Source organism: Methanomassiliicoccaceae archaeon (genome assembly GCA_034928305.1).
Classification (GTDB): Archaea; Thermoplasmatota; Thermoplasmata; order Methanomassiliicoccales; family Methanomethylophilaceae; genus VadinCA11.
Genome location: JAYFOZ010000002.1, coordinates 499266 through 515195, shown reverse-complemented (window position 1 = coordinate 515195; position 15930 = coordinate 499266). Strand labels below are relative to the sequence as shown.

The 15930-nt window shown below is 51.8% G+C and carries 14 protein-coding genes and 2 tRNA genes; 7 read left to right on the top strand and 9 right to left on the bottom strand.

The genetic code is table 11. The annotated features are described in order from the left end of the window. Positions 1-17: 17 nt before the first annotated feature. The gene (locus tag VB016_04470) at positions 18-389 is read right to left on the bottom strand and encodes a hypothetical protein (protein ID MEA4977785.1); all 372 of its coding nucleotides are present in this window, start codon (positions 387-389) and stop codon (positions 18-20) included. A 93-nt stretch (positions 390-482) separates the two neighbouring features. Here VB016_04470 and VB016_04465 point away from each other — a divergent pair, with 93 nt between their 5' ends. Next, a complete protein-coding gene (locus VB016_04465; protein ID MEA4977784.1) occupies positions 483-1454 on the top strand; it encodes a DUF5685 family protein in 972 nt (323 codons plus the stop codon). Here the strand turns inward: VB016_04465 and VB016_04460 are convergent. Further along, positions 1446-1697 carry a hypothetical protein gene (locus VB016_04460; protein ID MEA4977783.1) on the bottom strand — a complete coding sequence of 84 codons (252 nt, stop codon included), beginning with the start codon at positions 1695-1697 and terminating at the stop codon, positions 1446-1448. The two genes, VB016_04465 and VB016_04460, sit on opposite strands and share 9 nt — an antisense overlap. Positions 1698-1769: 72 nt before the next feature. Between VB016_04460 and VB016_04455 the strand changes: the two genes are divergently transcribed. Continuing rightward, positions 1770-2168 carry a hypothetical protein gene (locus VB016_04455; GenBank protein ID MEA4977782.1) on the top strand — a complete coding sequence of 133 codons (399 nt, stop codon included), beginning with the start codon at positions 1770-1772 and terminating at the stop codon, positions 2166-2168. A gap of 119 nt (positions 2169-2287) precedes the next feature. Here VB016_04455 and VB016_04450 read toward each other — a convergent pair whose 3' ends face one another. The 4 genes from VB016_04450 to VB016_04435 all read right to left on the bottom strand — a co-directional run bounded on the left by VB016_04450 (position 2288) and on the right by VB016_04435 (position 9848). Continuing rightward, entirely contained in the window at positions 2288-4285 is a 1998-nt protein-coding gene (locus tag VB016_04450; protein ID MEA4977781.1) for a hypothetical protein, read from the bottom strand. A 301-nt stretch (positions 4286-4586) separates the two neighbouring features. Continuing rightward, on the bottom strand, positions 4587-5192 hold the full coding sequence (locus tag VB016_04445; GenBank protein MEA4977780.1) for a nitroreductase family protein: 606 nt from the start codon (positions 5190-5192) through the stop codon (positions 4587-4589). A 304-nt stretch (positions 5193-5496) separates the two neighbouring features. Then, positions 5497-9063 carry a leucine-rich repeat domain-containing protein gene (locus VB016_04440; protein ID MEA4977779.1) on the bottom strand — a complete coding sequence of 1189 codons (3567 nt, stop codon included), beginning with the start codon at positions 9061-9063 and terminating at the stop codon, positions 5497-5499. Positions 9064-9317: 254 nt separating this feature from the next. Continuing rightward, positions 9318-9848, bottom strand: coding sequence for an inorganic diphosphatase (locus tag VB016_04435; GenBank protein ID MEA4977778.1), 531 nt, complete (start codon positions 9846-9848; stop codon positions 9318-9320). 420 nt (positions 9849-10268) lie between these two features. Here VB016_04435 and VB016_04430 point away from each other — a divergent pair, with 420 nt between their 5' ends. Beyond that, entirely contained in the window at positions 10269-11219 is a 951-nt protein-coding gene (locus VB016_04430) for a hypothetical protein (GenBank protein ID MEA4977777.1), read from the top strand. Positions 11220-11665: 446 nt separating this feature from the next. Then, positions 11666-12610, top strand: coding sequence for a hypothetical protein (locus VB016_04425; GenBank protein MEA4977776.1), 945 nt, complete (start codon positions 11666-11668; stop codon positions 12608-12610). A 206-nt stretch (positions 12611-12816) separates the two neighbouring features. Here the strand turns inward: VB016_04425 and VB016_04420 are convergent. The 3 genes from VB016_04420 to VB016_04410 form a co-directional block, all read right to left on the bottom strand. After that, a tRNA-Arg gene (locus tag VB016_04420) sits at positions 12817-12894 on the bottom strand. A 149-nt stretch (positions 12895-13043) separates the two neighbouring features. Next, a complete protein-coding gene (locus VB016_04415) occupies positions 13044-13823 on the bottom strand; it encodes a peptidylprolyl isomerase (GenBank protein MEA4977775.1) in 780 nt (259 codons plus the stop codon). Between the two features lie 230 nt (positions 13824-14053). Then, on the bottom strand, positions 14054-14536 hold the full coding sequence (locus tag VB016_04410; protein MEA4977774.1) for an HpaII family restriction endonuclease: 483 nt from the start codon (positions 14534-14536) through the stop codon (positions 14054-14056). Positions 14537-14665: 129 nt separating this feature from the next. Between VB016_04410 and VB016_04405 the strand changes: the two genes are divergently transcribed. The 3 genes from VB016_04405 (at position 14666) to VB016_04395 (ending at position 15802) form a co-directional block, all read left to right on the top strand. Then, a tRNA-Thr gene (locus VB016_04405) sits at positions 14666-14742 on the top strand. Positions 14743-14957: 215 nt separating this feature from the next. Then, positions 14958-15305, top strand: coding sequence for a hypothetical protein (locus VB016_04400; protein ID MEA4977773.1), 348 nt, complete (start codon positions 14958-14960; stop codon positions 15303-15305). After that, positions 15302-15802 (top strand): hypothetical protein, encoded by a 501-nt coding sequence (locus VB016_04395; GenBank protein ID MEA4977772.1) that lies wholly within the window; start codon positions 15302-15304, stop codon positions 15800-15802. The genes VB016_04400 and VB016_04395 overlap by 4 nt, the downstream gene beginning before the upstream one ends. The last annotated feature ends 128 nt before the right edge of the window (positions 15803-15930 follow it).

The following is a 15930-nucleotide window of genomic DNA, read 5'->3' as shown; positions in this document are numbered from 1 at the left end:
AACCGTCCGGATCGGGATCAGTTGGGCCAATAGGTCCATACACCGTTGAATCCATCGGTCGTGTAGCAGCAGAGCAGGCAGCAGCATGCGGCGGCCGCTATGAGGCATACAGTGCATCCGGGGCTGCAACAGCCCTTCTCGGTGCAGCAATCGTAGCACGGTTTGTTCCCGTGGTGTGCTTTCTCCGTCATGGCTTCGTTGTAGTCCTCGGGAAGAACGTCGGGGAGCTGGCGCATGTAGAGCTTGTTGGCCATCATGGCCCTTGCGCCGTCGCCCTTGCATTCACCGGAGGAGTTTTTTTTACCTTCTGGCTTGGAATCGACAGCTGCTTTCTCTGCCTTTGCCGCTTCGTTCGCGACCTTATTCTCGGATTTAGAGGCACTTGACATGATTTTCACCAACCGATATAATGTATCGGGAATGTTGCTCTCGAACCTCGTACGAATATATTAAAGGTTTGACCCTTCTAAGGCTGATGGAATATGTTGGGATACACCACGCCTCTCTACAGCCGCATGTCGGCACCTGACCTGGCAGATTACCGCAGATATTACTGCGAAACGTGCCACGAGCTGAGGCGCGGTTTCGGTCTTTTCTCCACCGCTGCCGTGAACTACGACATGACTTTCAACACGGTCCTATTGAACTCGCTCTCCGGAGACGTGCTCGACTTCATTCCCACTAAGAACGGTCCCGCATGCGTTTTTCGCGGGCCGTATGCGGAGTCCGACGTGATGAGGAAAATGGCCGGATATACGATTCTTCTTACCAAGTGGGAACTCGTCGACGATACTTACGACAAGCCCTCAAAAAGGAATAAGTTCATATCTCTGGCACTTAACCGTGCCATCAGAAAGGCGGAATCGCTTTATCCTGAATACGACGGGACAGTAGGGGAAGGATACACGAGATTGCGACAGATGGAGCTGGATGGTTGCACGGACCCTGTACGGATGGGGTCGGAGTTCGGTCTGGCACTTTCAAAATCTTTAGAGGATATAGCAGGAAATCCATCAGATAGGCACCTCCGAGAACTTTTTGTCAATCTGACTTCCATCGTATATCTTATGGATGCCGTCGACGACCTCGACAAAGACTATATGGACAATACGTACAATCCTTTCCTGGCACGTTACTCTGATTTTATGGAGAAACGGGGAACGGAATATGAAAATATAGAGTGCCGGTGCTCGAACACTTACACAAATCGCAACTCTTTCGTCAATGAGAATCTTTATGAGATCACGGACATGATGAACTCCGTGATAACGGACCTTCAGACTTCCTACTCGTTCGTGAGAAAGAGTATGAGGTCCTCTGTGGGAGTGACCGACAATATAGTCATGCACGGCATTCCCGAGTCTGCGAAGAACGTTGTCACCGGAAGAAGCTCCGCCAAGACCGGCGTAAAAGACCTTATGGACAGCCATAAGGAGCGTAACCGTTCATCCTGACCTGAAGTCCGGCTCATAGAGGGAACATACATCGAAACATATGGTCTCCCTCGAAGTGGCATTGCAGAATTCCTTTCCGTCCGTTATACTGTAGTAATTGCAGCTCTCGCATATCCCAGGCCTATATCTGGCACATGTTCCTTCGGGGCCACTGTCCATTCCTGTGAAATGACATTTCCAGATACTGTCGGAATGAATGCAGAAGCGGCACGATTTGCACCTTTTGTAGCTATCGTCTGTCATGTGGCCCGTATATGCTATTTCAGATAAACCATTTCCCGGTCAAAGTTAAATCCGATATTGTTATCTTGGACCATGGACGAGCTTGCAGACCTGAAAAAAGAAGCGGATAGGCACAGAGCATCCGCCGACGATCTTTCAAAAGAAGCCGATCGCCTCATGAAAGAACACTCTGCACTCGTAAAAAGGGGCAAGAATCTAGCCTCCAGATCATCTAACTCGATAAAGATGAGAGACGAATGCGCACGGGAGGCCGCCAATTCGGAAGAAAAGGCGAACTCCTGGAAATCACGCCATGACGACAGGAAGAGCAGGGATGCACTGGACCTCAGCAACGAAAGGAACCAGATCCATATGCATTCTCAGGCTGCGAAAGGAATGCGCGTAAGAGAAAAACGCGCCGAGTCGGAACGCATAAATCTGGAAAAGGAAGCGGAAGAATGCAAGAAGAGGGCCTATGACATAAAGATCTAGGTGAACTCCCTGCACCGGAAAGCCAACAGGGAGTACGAGCTGTACCGAGGATTGATAAGAAAAATCTGTAAAATCGAAAATAAAGATGATACCGGGGCCTGAGCCCCGGTTTTTAGGGTTTAAGCGCTTCCTGACCTGCTGCGACGCAGCAACAGTACAGCTGCCACGGCGATTATGATAATCGCAGCGACCGCTATTCCGATGTAGAGCATCGTGTTGTCATCTTCTGAGTCCGGCACCGATATTGCAGAGAGCACGTAGCTCGAGCAGTGGTCGAGATCGAAGGTCACCTTTCCGTCTACGACAGTAGCATTCCTTACAGGCTCGAGGCCTATGATGTTGCCGTCTCCGTCGGTTATGACGTAGTAGATCTGAAGGACCGTTCCGTCTGCGAACTTATCGCCGACGTTATAGGTCACCGTGGTCTTGCCGGGCATCAGTCCGGATGCCGCGAAGTCGATGTACATGAAGCTGGTCTCTCCGGAAATCAGACTTTCGGACAACTTTTCCAACTCTTCGTCGGTAAGTTCTCCTCCGGCTATGTTCAGGTCCATTACCGTGCTGGGATCAAGTGGCGTTCCGTCGTTGTATATCGTCCACGAGAAGAGGTATTTGCCGTCGTCGTCGTATACATCAACATACATTGTTCCGTTGAACTCGAAATTTCCAGAACCGAGGAAATCAGCAAGATCTGCAACGCCGTCGATTCTGATGTACCCGTATGCGGGCACGGTCGGGTCCGACTTCATGTATGCGATCAGATCACTTACGTTCGTGAACTCCTCGGCGTACACCGGATACAGAGTGAGGTCTCCCTTCACTCCCCAACCGGCATTCCACTCAAGGCCGTCCTCTGTCATCCATCCCACGCACTTCATGGTGTTTTCTCCGACTGTCTTGTCCGGAACCGCCGGAGGGTTTACAAATTTGTTGAAACCTACCGTCTGGGTCGTCTCGACTTCGTCGACAACGTACGTGACAGTGAACTTCAGATCAGACGCGGATCCGTTGTAGGCGGACAGTATCTTGTTGAAAGTGCCACGTACTTCACTCTTCTCCGTGCTGTCGAGGTAGTACTCGAATTCCGGGTCTACGTCTACGTCAGCAAGGGTTTCGAAGTAAGGCAGATCTGATGGCAACAGGGTCTCAGTTCCAAGGTGCAGGCCTTCGATATCGAAAGCGTACTCGAACGTTCCGTCTTCATTCTCTACACCATTTTGTTCAGCGTCCAACGAGATCTCCATGTCCGTCATAACAGTGTCACCCATTGTCATGCTGGCCTGGATCGTATCTTCGTCGATTATGAAGTCCCCATAATCGGAATCCTCGGGCATCATATAGATAAGCGCCTCGGCTATTTCCCCATCGATGTTGGCGAACACCGAGGCATTCACAGAGTGCTTACCGTCAAGAGTGAGCACATATGCCACATCTCCAAGGTCTTCGATGGTGGTAACTCCCGATTCGCCGGCAGAGTACATGCTGTATCCGATGGACGCGCCCGCCATCAGTTCCGAAGTGTTGTCGGTTTCGGTGAAGACGTATGCGGGTCCTATCTCTCCCGTTTCATCGTTCATAAGTTCAATATAATTCATTATACTGAAGTTCGTCGTCAATTTCGCATCTATGTAAGCATCTATCGTTACGTCGACGCTCGTTATATTGTATTCCGCATCAAGGTTTACCAGGCCCTGGAAAACGATGACAGCCTTCAAGGATGCATCGGCATTCAAACCATACGTTCCATCGCCGATTTCGATTTCGTCATCGAATTCGACGGATACCTCGATGAGAATCCCGCCGTCGACTGAGATAGTGTATCCGCTTTCATCGGCACGGATAACCTCGATTATCAGTGCTGCGTCCATATTTGCTTTTTCTATGGAACTGTGGATTGCGTTGTACATCTCCAGATATTCCGCAGGTACTTCTTCGCCGTCAAGCAGTAGTTCGATCAGATCGTCTTTGTCGCCCGAGTACTCGATTCCCCAGGCATCGCCCAAAGCCAGACCTGATGGTTCTTCCACCGCACCAGCAGTTGTAGATTCCATTGCCGCGGCACATGGCACTACCATGGTGACCGCGATCAGAACCGCGATTATTACTTTCAAGTTCAATGTCTTCCCCCCAAACACAATAAGTGTTTTGATATAATAGTGAATTAACTGTACTTAAAGCATATTGAAGGTACGTTAAGGACACGAATTTAAATATTATTTTGAATAAAACACCTGGCTCTTTTCATTGCGAAGCCGTTTGCTCATTTGGGCGGCTGGATGCTATGATAATCCAAGGACTGGGGCTTCGGCCGGTAAAAAAGTATGTGTCCATAAATAAGCCAACCTGCCGAATGGCGGGCTCATTGAAAAAAGTTTAAGTGCGATTACTCCAGTGCCCAGCCCCGATCATCTTTTCCGTTTATTCCCTGCCTTTGAAAACCTTCAACCTCTCCCCGATAGGTTCGAAGGTCTTTTCTTCTGCAGGGGACTCGATGCTCCCGAAAGGCATCTGTGCGATCAGCTTCCAATCCGACGGCAGGCTCCATCTCTCCCTGATTTGCTTGTCGATCAGCGGATTGTAATGCTGGACCGATGCTCCGAGCCCCATGTCCTCCAGGATGGTCCAGACAACATACTGGAGCATTCCGGATGACTGCTGCGCCCAAACGGGGAAATTTCCCACATTGGAAGGATGACTGTCGCCCATCTCGCATGTCCTTGTCATGTTATCGAAAAACAGCACGGTTCCATAAGCAGACCTGAAGCGTGAGATCTTCTCCTCGGTGGATCCTTGATAACGCTGGTCCCCGATTTTCTTCCTGAGGGCCGCCTCTACTATCCCCCATAGCTCCTCGTGCTCCGAACCGAGCATGACAGCGACGCGCTGGCTCTGTGAATTATAAGCTGATGGCGTATATTTGACCGCGTCTTCTATAGCACTGACTATATCTTCGTCGCTTGCTTCCACGCCACGTCCCAAATAGTAATATGACCTGCGTGCCGATACGATCTCCCTCAGTTCCATTTCCTCACGGGTCGAATACGCGCTTCTCTCTAATTAATCGTTTCTTAGGCCGATATCGGCAATACAAATCTTTTACGAAGGCCGGACTAATCGACGGCGCGATTTCCTGGCCGTTCATGACATACCATATTATCGGCCTCGATCGGCCCGTCGACTCATATACTCCCGTTTAGGGGCCGGCCCATATCTCAGAAACGCATGTTTTTGCGTTGATTAGAAAATCCTCTGTAATATGCAGATAAATATCCGCCCCCGCCGAGTTGCCACGACGGGGGCGATCCGTTCCGGAGAGATTTTTCCGGCCTCAATGCCTCCTGACCAGAAATATCGCTAGGGCTCCGACAATGGCGATAACAGCCGCGATTATTCCTCCGTATAAAACGAGGTCTTCGTTGCCCTGAGCGGGAGATGATACCTGGTTCCATACCGTGCGGTCATCCGGGTCCACTACGAAGGTCTTCCCGGCAAGAGAAGAGGAATCGGATATCACCATGCCGGAGGAGTCCTTGAATGTCAGCCCTTCCATGTCCGAATTGACAGAGACGGAGGTGAAGATCATCTTGTTCACCGTCTCGGAGCCCGCGATCTTGTCCAGCTCTACGGTCGACGCGCTATCGACAGTGAAAGTGATTATGCCCGGCATGCTCATCAGCAACGCCTCGTAATCGATGATCTCCGGATCGGACCGGCCCTGCACGGTCACCGAGTCGAGCGATGTTCCTTCCGTGAAGCAGTCGTAGGCGAATCCGGTCCTGTCCGATATTGTCAGAGATTTCAGTGAACCGCAGCCGCCGAAGGACTCTCCGACGATCATGAGCTCTCCGGACATCGTGACCGACCTCAGCGAATCGCAGCCGTTGAACGAGAATAGCACCATGAATGTGCTGTCGGGTATCGTCACGGAGGTCAGAGACGTGCATTCGTTGAAAGACCCGTTGATGTCGAACACGCTGTCGGGTATCGTCACGGAAGTAATCGACGCACAGCCGTTGAATCCGTTGCGTATGTGGTTGACGCCCTGGAGTATGTTCACCTCGCCAGCCTTGCCGGCGGGGCATATCAGAAGTTCCTTACCGTTCTTCAGATACAGCAGTCCGTCTATGCTCCTGAACGTGTTGTTCTCCTCGTCCACGTTTATGGCCGTAACGTACTGGCACTCTTCGAAGGCGTCATCGTCGATCTGTGTGACGACATCGGATATCGTCACCTCGCCCGTCTTGCCCGCCGGGCAGAGGATGAGGTTTCTGCCGTCCTTGGAATAAAGCAGTCCGTCTATGCTCCTGAATGTGTTGTTCCCCTCGTCCACGTTTATGGCGGACAGGGAAGTACATTCCTCGAAGGCGCAGTTATTGATGTACGTGACGCTCTCGGGTATATTGATAGATGATAGGGATGTGCATCCGCCAAAGGCATATTCCCTTATGTCCGTTACATCGTCATGGATAGTGACGTACGTCAGGGATGTGCATCCTAAGAACACATCATTGTTTATCTCGGTCACGCTTTCCGGTATCGTCACCGACCCGAGGGACGTGCAGTCGCGGAATGCGCCGTCGGATATGCTGGATACCCCGTCGGGCATCGTCACCGACGTGAGGGAGGAGCAACCGACGAACGCCTCGTATTCGATCGTCGTGACGCTGTCGGGCATCGTCACCGACGTGAGGGAGGAGCATCCGTTGAACGAGTGGTAGTATATCCTGGTGACCCCGTCAGGCACCGATAACTCGCCGGTCTTGCCGGCGGGGCACTGCATCAGTATGGTTCCGCTATCATTGTAGAGCACGCCGTCGGAGCTCATGTATATCGTGTTCGCTTCGTCGACGTTTATGTCCGTCAGAGAGGTGCATCCCGAGAACACGTCGTATCCGATGAAAACTACGCTTGCTGGCACGTCGACGGAGACCAGGGAGGTGCAGCCGTAGAACACGTAGTTGTTCATGTCCTGCAGACCTTCGCCGATGCTCACCGACGTGATGTTCCTGCATCCCGAAAAGGATTCGGGAGATAAGAAATACACTCCGCTCGGCACTTCCACCGCTCCGGTCTTGGCCTGGGGGCACCTTATCAGTTCCGTTCCGTCCTTGGTGTACAGTATCCCGTCCATGCTCTTGTAATCGGAGTTCGAATCGTCTACGTCGAATGCCGCGAGGGAGGTGCAGCCGTCGAAAGCGCTGGTCCTTACCGTCGTGACGCCGGCCGGTATCGTGACCGACGCGAGGGAGGTGCATCCGCGGAACGTGCCGTACTCGATGGTCGTGACGCCGTCGGGTATCGTCACCGACGTGAGCGAAGAGCATCCGTCGAACGCATAGTCCATTATGACCGTGACGCCGTCGGGAATGGCCACGGACGCGAGGGACGTGCAACCCTTGAACGTCCCGTACTCGATCAGGACCACGCCCGAGGGTATGGTGAAAGACGTGAGCGAAGAGCAGTCCTGGAAAGCATAATCGCCTATCAGTGTCACGCTTTCCGGAATAGTGACGGACGTTAGAGATGCGCAGTGACGGAAGGCCTCGTCGCCTATGACCGTCACGCCTTCGGAAATTGTCACAGATCCGAGGGAGACGCAATAGTAGAACAGGCCTTCTTCGATCGTGGTCACGCTGCCCGGTATCGTCACGGACGTGAGGGACGTGCAGTCTTCAAACGCGTATTCCCCTATTGTCGTGACGCTGTCGGGTATCGTCACCGACTTCAGGGACCTGCATCCTTTGAACGCATCTTCCCCTATGCCTGTCACGCTGTCGGGTATCGTCACGGACGTGAGGGACACGCAGAGCTCGAACGCATCGTCTCCTATCGACGTAACGCTGTCGGGTATCGTCACGGACGTGACGAACATGCAGAAGTAGAACGCTTCGTCCCCTATGCCTGTCACGCCGTCGGGTACGGAGAAAGCTCCGGTCTTGCCGGCGGGACAGCAGACCAGCTGCGTGCCGTCCTTCGAATAGACGACCCCGTCGACAGACTTGTAATTGGAATTGTCTTCGTCGACGGTTATGCTTATCAGGCTCACGCATTCGCGGAACGAGTCCGGCTGTATCGATGCGACACCGGCGGGTATTGTGACGGTCCTGAGGGAAAAGCATTCGAAAAAGGCGTAGCCGTCGATGGACGTAACGTTTTCGGGAATTGTGACGGACGCCAGAGATACGCAGCCGTAGAAGGCCCCGTATCCGATCGACGTCAGGCTGTCGGGCATCGTGACCGACGTGACTGACATGCAGGCGTCGAACGCCCCCCCGGATATATTCTCGACCCCTTCGGGCACCGTGACGGCCCCCGTCTTCCCTGACGGGCAGATCAGCAGCCATTCGCCGTCCTCCGAGTAAAGGATGCCCTCGTCGCTACTGAAAACGGTATTGGAATCTTCGACGACGATCTCGGACAGCGAGGTGCATCCCGCGAACACGCGGTACCCCATGGCCGTCACGCCGCCGGGTATCGTGACGGACGTGAGGGACGAGCACCCTTCGAACGCATAGTTGCCTATGCCGGTCAAGCTTCCGGGCATCGTTATCGATGTAAGGGACGCGCATCCGTAGAATGCATCGGAGCCTATCTCCGTGACGCTGTACGATACGCTTTCGTATGTGACCGTGGCGGGGATCGAGATCTCGGACAGCAGCAGACCGGCACCGCTCACGCCGGTCACGGCGGCGGTGTTGTTGTCGGGGTCGGAATCGCCCATGTCGTCAAGATAGTAGACAAGGTCGCCTACAGTGACGTTGTCGTAAGATGTCGCGTATGCTTCATCGGTCCCGTAAAGAACCGCGAAGGACGAGACCAATATAACTGCGAACGCCAGAGCGGCCGCGGCGGCGAATTTTCCTTTGTTATCGGATATGGCTGGGAGCGGGGACATGTTATCTTTGCGAAGATTTTTTTGCCCGTTATTAATGATATTTCGCCAGTATTTTTATGGCAGATTTTAATAAAAATATGCGCGTTTCCGGACCGGAAATGACGCTCTTCCATGACCGGATTTAAGAACCGTTAATAATGATTAAATACCGAATGCGCTCCACCCCGGGAACGTACATCCTTACTGCGAGGCCAGCTGTATTTGCACACCCTGCTTCCTTTTATACTATGACATGCCGGCCCGGGACGGGGGGGTCAGCAGAAACGCTTATCGTATCTCTCCAGGGTGTGCTCGATTATCGCCCTGACGTCTTCCGACCCGATGACCTCGTCCACGGCGGTCTCTTTGTTCTCCAGAGTCTTGTAGACCGTGAAGAAGTGGGCCATCTCGTTGAATATGTGCTCCGGAAGTTCGGATATGTCCCTGAAAGAATTGTACATAGGGTCCCCGAAAGGTATCGCTATCACCTTTTCGTCGTTCTCGCCGCTGTCGATCATCTTTATAGCTCCTATGGGGTAGCATCTGACCAGCGTCATGGGGGCGATGGGCTCGGAGCACAGGACCAGTGCGTCCAACGGGTCGCCGTCGTCGGCGAAAGTCCTCGGGATGAAGCCGTAGTTGGCAGGATAATGCGTAGAAGTGTAGAGAACTCTGTCGAGCATCATCAGGCCCGTCTCCTTGTCCAGTTCGTATTTGTTCTTGCTGCCCTTGGGTATCTCCACCACTACGATGAAATCATCGGGGGAGATCCTGTCCGGGCTGATGTCATGCCATATGTTTTTCACATTCCGGTATTGATACGATGGTTATTAACCCCCGCGTCTGACGATCGCCCGTGATATACGATACCGCTTCCTCGGACCGCGGTCCGGGTGACGTTGGAACACCGGTCCATCTGCCGCAACGTTGCCGGCAGGTGGCCGAGTGTTGTTTTCAGACCACGTGACGGACATCCTGATCCAAAGTTGCTTTCTTCAGCAACCGAGCCCGTTCGTCAGGGACCTCCCGACTCGCTACCGGACGGTCCGGTCCTCGCCCGGCCCCGTGTAACATCAGCCGGGCTCGGATGACCTGGGAGAACCGTAAGCGTCACCGAATGTGCGCCGATTCGGAAGGAGATGATCTACAGAAGGACCGACCGCGCGATCAGTTGAAAGGAAGAACGAAAATGCCTATGTATATAGCCAGAACCGGTATTGCTGAACATGTCAAAAACAGGCATATTCATGGCGGCCGCCGTGGCCATTGCTTTGATCGGCGCCGGTGCCGGGGTTTATTTTACTCCGAACGAGAACGATACGGTGGAGATTGAGATCAAAGACCTTTTCGAGGTCGGAGATAAACATACGATGGTGGTGGAACTAGGCACCACGGAATACTGGATATCCGATGTAAAGACGGTCGGCGGCGATCTGAGATTCGACATCGTTGCGAACGGGGGCCCCGTTATATCGGATGTGACATATGAAGAGTTGAGTGATGTCCTCCTCGGCGAGATCGCCTTCGATGAAACGGAGAGCGATGCCACGGCGGGTGACGAAGAACGTATATCCACGCCCTTCGGCGAAAGGGACTGCATAGTTTACACCGAAGATCTGGGAGAGGGCTCAGAGGACGTTTATTACGTCGGGAAAAATAACGATGTTGTCTACAGACAGGAACATCTGGTGAACGATGTTGTCACCATGGCCATTATCCTGCAGAAGTCGAGTCTGATGGTCGAATCGAACACGGCGATCGGTCTGAAGAATGCCGAGGATATAGCAGAGGGCGATTCCGTATCGTTTAAGATCGCGTATATGTCCACTCTCGTTATCGAAGGGGTCAACCTCCCGGAGGGAGACGGTACCGTAACATACGATGTGCGGATATCGGGATTAGCATACGGGGAGCCTCTGACCCGCGACGAGGTGATCGAAGAAGCAGGCCTTGTCTTCTCCGGAGACCTCGAAAACGACTTAATTGACGCCGGAATAGAAATTATTGATACGCCTTTGGGAAAAGTAAAGTGCGATGTTTACAAAAACGCGGTCTTTCCGGTTTTAGAAATGACGTACTATGTTTCCAAAGATGTGTTGGTACAGAACGCCGGCATCATTTTGGGCATCACACTGAAAATGTACTGGGAGCACACAGACCTGGTGATCGTGAAATAATCTTGCGGGCCGCGATCATTCGCGAAATCGAAACCTCTTAACCCCCATTTATTATTCCGTCTCCTATCCCGGCCTGACGTTCGTATCACGCATGACCATGGTGGGGCCCATGACGTAAGCACGCTGCAAATACTCAGACCGAAATCATGAAACGCAGGCCAGGGTGCTTTTCCTGTCGCGCATATGATATTGAAGATCGAAGATCTTATGTATTTTCCATGGGAGGCGGACGGACAGCGCGTCATAGGCTGAAGCCTTAGCCTCGATGAAGGGGCCATCCCGCGTCAGTATGCTACAGGGGATGAGGACCGTCCATTGAACGCCTCCTGGTATCACGACGACCGGTGCCCTGCGCAGGCCGTTGGGCCGTCTCCCATCTTGAGGTACCGCCCGGTCGGCCGAGTGAAAAATACGTGTATATATAATAAAAAACGGTTTCAATATATATGTCGAAATCAGGCATTATTCTGGCCTTCGCAGTGGTCGTAGCATTGGTAGGTGCCGGCGCAGGGATTTATTTCACCCCGAACGAAAACGATACGGTGGAGATCGAGATCAAAGACCTTTTCGAGGTCGGAGACGAGCATACGAGAGTGATGGAATTAGACATCGTGTTGGAGATATCCAACATCAGAACGGTCGGCGGAAACCTGATATTCGACGTCTATGAGGACGGGAGCCTCGATTCATCGGACCAGACATACGAAGACCTGACCGATTACATCATCGGCGGGATTGTCTTCGATGAAACGGAGAGCGATGCCACGGCGGGTGACGAAGAACGTATATCCACGCCCTTCGGCGAAAGGGACTGCATAGTTTACACCGAAGATATGGGGGAGGGCCTGGAGGACGTTTATTACGTCGGAAAAAATAACAACGTAGTATACAGAGACGAACAGCTAGTCAACGGTATGGTATTAGCAACCTATACTTTGCAGAAGTCGGATCTGCTGATCGAATCGAACACGGCGATCGGTCTGAAGAATGCCGAAGATATAGAGGAGGGCGACTCCTGTTCGTTCAAGATCATGTACATGTACACTTTCGCGATCGAGGGGGTCAACCTCCCGGAGGGAGACGGTACCGTAACCTACGATGTGCGGGTATTCGGGTCTTCATTGGAGGAGCCTCTGACCCGCGACGAGATGATCCAAGCGACGGTCCTTTTCTTACCTGAAAGTATCAGGGACAGCGCGGTCGATGTCAGAATAGAGAACGTGGACACCTCCTTGGGAAGGGTCAAGTGCCTTGCATATACATGCGAAGACGGTCCCGGTATCGAGATCACATACTACGTCTCGAACGATGTATTGGTTATGATCGGCGGCATTTCGGGCGGCATGGCGAAGATCTACTGGGAGCACACCGACCTGGTGGTTGCGAAATAATCGCGCGGATGATTATTTTTCGCAAGATCCAAACCTCTTAATTTCAATTTGATCTTCTATCTCCCATCCGAACACGACATCCCCAAATAATGTCGGAACCATAAGGAGGGTATCCTCCCTTTATTTCGACGAACTCTCGGGTCCGATCCAAAAATGCCTGGGTCTGAAAAATTGATTTTCAATTTCAGAACGCTGGCAATAACAAGTGGCGAACGGGGAGGGATTCGAACCCTCGGCCTGCAGCTTAGGAGGCTGCTGCCATATCCTGACTAGGCCACCCGTCCGTAAGGGCTCGATATATGGATGCGGTTAATAAGTTTTGTGATGCGGGAAAAAGGAGCCAGCGTGAAAAACGCAGTTCCGAGAGCGCATGAGGATGAGAAACGAAGATCGAAAGAAAGTAAATGATTTAAGAAGAGGTTTGAAAAGAAGTTCACTCCTCTGCGGGAGCTTCCTTCTCTTCCTTGTCCTCTTTCTTGGCGGACGCCCATACCTCGACGAACTCGACCCTGTCGACGCCGAAGACGGACCTCATGTCGCTGACGATCTTGAACCTGGCCATCGTCCAGTTCTGGTTGAACTTCGCCATGTCGGAGACCGTCACGGAAACTTTGTCCTTGGAGATATCGAACTCGAATCCCTCGGAGGTTCCGAACTCGGTCTCCAGGATCGCTTTAGCCTTCTCGGTCGGGTCTTCGATCGGGTCCGATACGGAGAACCTGTAGGTCAGGTCGTGTCCCGCGAGGGGGCTGTTGAAATCCACCTTGACACGTCCGGCGGCGGCCGTGAGAACGGTTCCGGTGCGGTCGCCGAGCGTCACCCTGAGCCCGGGGTACGGGTTGATCTCCTGCTTGTAGAACTCCTTGTCGCGGTACATCTCGATGAGCTTGGGGTCTCTTGGGCCGGCGGCCTCTTCGCAGGGGATGGATATCTCCGTGACCTTTCCGGGCGCCGCGTCTTCGATCGCCTTTTCGAGGGCGGGGAAGAGCATGTTGGAACCGGTGATGTAGACCATCGGCTTGTAAGTGAACTTCTCGTCGAAGGCTCCGGCCTCTTTGGCCTTGTCTTCCTCGGTGGTGTCGAAGAGCTTCATGTCCTCGGCGAAATATGCGCAATATCTCAGGTTGACGATCTTCTTTCCGTCTTTCTTGTCCTTGGGTGCTTTGTCAGCGGTCTTCTTCTCTGCCTTGGGTTTAGCGTCAGTTTCTGCCATTTTATATCACCAAACGGTAACGTTGGAATGCAACGCCTTCGCGATTACATAACCCGTATTAAATATGTCGGTCATGCACGCGGTGCAGTATGTCTTATCAGATAAGAGAAGCGGAATGACAACAATATGCGTCGGCCGGCTTATAGATGCTCCCGCTCCCCAGTTATGCATTTATCTGCATTCGTTGACCGAAATCATATCCGGTAACGGATAAAACCTTGATTTTTGACTTATTTAAATCTGACCTGAAGATTAAGCTTCATCGTGTACTTTCCATACAGATCTTTCTCGATCGAACCGAAACCGTAACGCGATACGGATGCCTTATCCATCTTGGTATTATTCAGAAGATAGTCTTCAAAATCATTTCTGTTGTAAAGGTGATAACACAGCACTTCTCCATCCTCGCGTACGACTATGTATCCTCCGTTAGCCTGACCCATGCCATCCCAGACACTTCCCGGATTCATACCAATGGCGGAGGAAGTAAGGAATTTCTTTACCTTGTAGGAGTAAAACGGTTGTCCGGTGTTCTTGCCATACTCCAGAGGATCTCTTTCATTTAAAATTCCAACCTGTTTCGATATATCCGAGATGCCCTCGAGGTAGAAAATTTTCAGCATTTCCGCGATGATGCGGGGGAGCTGCGAATCGACCATTCTCAAGTTACCATCAAAGGTGTCGCTTTCGGTATGATATGTGCCCTCCCGTATGATAAAAAATTATAACAATTTATTGATCCCTATACCATCGTTTTCGATGTTGAAAACAAATAATTGATTACTGATTACGTCCAACCACCAGAAACCCTTAAAAGCAAGATATCTGTCCGGAAAGACAAGGCCACCTTTGCATAGCCCGGTAGTGCGGCTGACTTGTAATCAGCAGGTCCAGAGTTCGAATCTCTGAGGTGGCTCCATATCTTTATATACAATTACCTTTGAAGCTTATAAAGAACTGCTGTTTTTTCGGTTTATCCGACACTTTGTAAAATGACGAGGCCCCCAAAAAGCCCCCAATTTTCCCAATCTCCCTAAACAATATTAACGTAAGCAGGTTGAAAATCACCCGATTCCGGGGGCCTCGCGCGTATTGTCATGAAATGAATAATATCTTGAAGATAATAGAACGGATGTGAAGGGAACGAAGGTCACTAAGGAGATAGCAGAGAACTTCGAACGTTTCGTCAACGAGGTCGAATACGACAGGTCGCATAATCACACCGAAGCGTTCGAACGCGGAGTATCGGTCCTCGAAGAGGACTTCTCTGCTGCCATGATGCTGTGGAGCGACGGATTCGAACTCGTGCTGGAAGAGGAGTTCGACGCATACTATGGCAGAGTGCTCGATGCCATGGAATGTTACATCACCCATAAGACATGGAGATCCGCAGAGGACATCGATCTCCCCGGTATCGAGGAGATGGCCGTCATGGCCCAGATCTATATGACTTCATACCAGACCTCATCGCGAGGACGATGAAGCATGCGGATGATATGAAGTACATCGAATACGGCATCGATGTCCTTCTTGTGACGATATATCTTTCACAGATCGAGTTCCATATCGAAGCACATTCCGATGTGCTCTGTACCATGTGCAGGGACATGACGAGATTCTGCGAGGATTCCCGGAACAGATGCGAAAGACTTGGCAAAGAATATATCGACACCGATGCCGGCAACAGGGGTCAGGCCATATGCATCATGTACGCCGAACTGTTCGATAGACTCTTCAAATCTCTGACACACGAGAGGGCGGTACGTTCCGATGATCAGCTGTTCGCTATAGGATTCGAATGGAAGTATGAATCTCCGGAACTCAGCTATGTGAAACACATCGACGAAGCTTACGGATTCACCGCGAAGGCACTTGAATGCACCCCGCAGAATCTGGGAGATATGAGGTGGGTGCGCAACACCGAGATCGAACTCTTCCTATCGGAGTACTTCGAGATCGGGATCAAGAAGACGGGTTGACGATACCCAAGTGCAACGGACTGTTGCTCGATAAGATTTTTACGCTCTCCCCGATTCCAGAGGGAATATGTTCTGCCCCTCATGCAACAAGATCATCGACAACTGCCAGATATCGATTTGTCCGCTTT